The sequence below is a fragment of the Streptomyces sp. NPDC059900 genome, from assembly GCF_050270335.1.
Taxonomy (GTDB): domain Bacteria; phylum Actinomycetota; class Actinomycetes; order Streptomycetales; family Streptomycetaceae; genus Streptomyces.
In genome coordinates this window covers 1-2297 of record NZ_JBNNJZ010000141.1, presented here as the reverse complement: position 1 = coordinate 2297, position 2297 = coordinate 1, and the positions used below count along the sequence as shown (strand labels likewise).

Annotated in this window: 2 protein-coding genes and 1 pseudogene; 1 reads left to right on the top strand and 2 read right to left on the bottom strand. The window is 72.8% G+C overall.

The genetic code is table 11. The features are described 5' to 3' along the window. On the bottom strand, positions 1–627 hold a 627-nt coding region (locus tag ACQKIP_RS20090; RefSeq protein ID WP_427743623.1), incomplete at its 3' end, for a HAMP domain-containing protein. 5 nt (positions 628–632) lie between these two features. After that, positions 633–1373, bottom strand: coding sequence for a two-component system response regulator CseB (gene cseB, locus ACQKIP_RS20085; protein ID WP_365856755.1), 741 nt, complete (start codon positions 1371–1373; stop codon positions 633–635). Between the two features lie 458 nt (positions 1374–1831). Between cseB and ACQKIP_RS20080 the strand changes: the two are divergent. Next, positions 1832–2297: pseudogene (locus tag ACQKIP_RS20080) on the top strand (hypothetical protein); the annotation flags it as partial.

The window sequence follows — 2297 nt, the reverse complement described above, 5'->3', positions numbered from 1 at the left end:
CATGTGGTCGACCGGGGGGGCGATGTCGTCCACCTGGTGGCGGCCCTCGGCGGGGGCGATGCGGGCGTCCAGATCCCCTGCGGAGATCCGCCCGGCGGTCTCCGCGACGCGGCGCAGCCGGCGGCCGAGCAGCCCGGCGCCGTAGACGGCCAGCGGGACGGCCGCGGCCAGCGCAAGCAGCGAGGCCACCGCCATGACGGCGTCGAGCCGCCGCAGCTCGTGCAGTTCGGAGCTCATGTTGATGCGGACGGCCAGCACCCGGCTGCCCGGGCCGCCGACCCGCTGGGCACCCCAGACGCTGGGCCCCAGGTTGTTCTCGACGCGTGGGTCGAAGGCCGTGTGGCGTTTGTTGTCGGCCGGGTTCCGCAGTGCGGCCGGCAGGTCCTTCGGGTCCAGTTCGGCGCCGTCCGCCAGTGTGTGGGTGCGCCGGTAGGTGTCCATCGCGGAGTACACGGTGTTGACCGCGCCGGCCTCGGCCCGGCTGCGGATGTCCCGGGCGGTCCACAGATGCACAAGGACGCCCACCACGGCCGCGACCAGGCAGGCCGTGGCCGCGGCCAGCGCGGCGATCTTCCAGCGCAGGGCCACCCTGGCCGGTCGCAGTCGGCGAAACGACGGCAGTCGCACGGGCCTCAGCGCCTGAGCTTGTAGCCGAAACCGCGGACCGTCTCGATGCGATCCCGTCCCAGCTTGCCGCGCAGGCGCTGCACGCACAGGTCCACGACCCGGCTGTCGCCGTCCCAGCCGTAGTCCCAGACATTGCGCAGCAGCGTGTGGCGCTCCAGCACGATGCCGGGGTGGGCGGCGAACTCCAGCAGCAGCTTCAGTTCGGTGGGGGTGAGCGCCACCGGCCGCCCGGACACGGCTACCTCCAGGGCGCCGGTGTCGATGGTCAGATCCCCGAAGGCCAGCATCCGCCCCTCGGCGGGCGCTGGCCCCTCGCTCTGCGCCGGGTCGGGCACATGGGCCGGCGCGTAGGTGGCCCGGCGCAGCAGGGAGCGGATGCGGGCCACCAGGACGTAGGTGTCCACGGGCTTGACCACGTAGTCGTCCGCGCCGCCCTCGAGACCGGCGACGACATCGAGTCCGTCGCCGCGCGCCGACATCATCAAGACCGGCACCAGGCTGCTCTCGCGGACCTTGCGGCACAGCCCGATGCCGTCAAGGCCGGGCAGCATCACGTCCAGGATCAGCAGGTCGAAGCTCTCCTCACGGAAGATCTCGAGCCCCGCGAGCCCGTCGGCGGCGACCTTGACCGCATAGCCGTAGCGCTCCAGGGCGACGGCGAAGGACCGGCGCATCAGGTCGTCGTCCTCCACCAGCAGCACACGCACGGGCCGCGGGGAAGCAGGAGCCGGGTGGGGCGACGACACGGGTGGATCACTCCTGTTCGGACGGTGCACGCGGGGCCGGCGCCGGCGCTCGGGGCGCCGGGCGGCCTGGAAGGAACGATATGGCAGTCACCGGCCGCGACAACCGCACCGCCCACCGGACACGCGTCGCACCCCTGCGCCCTGCACCAACCAGAAACCGGCAGGTCAGGCGGACGAACAAGGCGCGCGTGCCGGAACTCGCGGTGGGTGCCACGCAGCGGCGCACCCGGAACCGATGGCGGGCCAAGCGCTGCCTGATACCCAGTGGATACAAACCGCGCCGGGATTGAGTCGCAGCGCGGGCGGTGCGCGCAAGGCCCATTCCAACCGCCCCGGGCGGGCGCGCGGGGTGCCGGTACTTATCCGGCCCTGAGTCGACCTTCAACGCAGCCTTAAGGATCACGGTTCCGGGCTGGCAACGGGGGATCGGGGCCGATCAGGCCTCTACGTTCGATCATGTGAGTTTCCAAGCAACGGTCCCGGACCCGTCCATGTACCCGGCCCTCTCCTCCTACCTGACGCAGACGTCGGCCCGTACGCCAGATCGACGTCGCCGTACGGCGTTCGGGGTGACGCGCCCGGTGGACGGGCCCTCGCACGCGGCGCCCGCGGGGTCGACAGCCGCCCCCGGCACAGAGGCAAAGGGCCGCCATCGCGCGGCCGCCTCCCCACGCCGAAAGCCGCGCGCGCACTCCCATGCCCGCCATGGCGCGACCAGATCCAGACGGATCATCCCGCCGCTCTCGTACGGCTACGCATCCGCGGCCCTGCTCGTCCTCACCGCCGGGCTGCTTGCTCAGTCCTACGGCCGTCCGGCCCCCACCAGCCCGCATGCCGCGCCGCCCCCGCGACAACCGGAAGCACCCCGCCACGCCGCTCCGCCCGCACCCGACGAGGCACCCTCCGCGCCCACCAAGCCCGCAC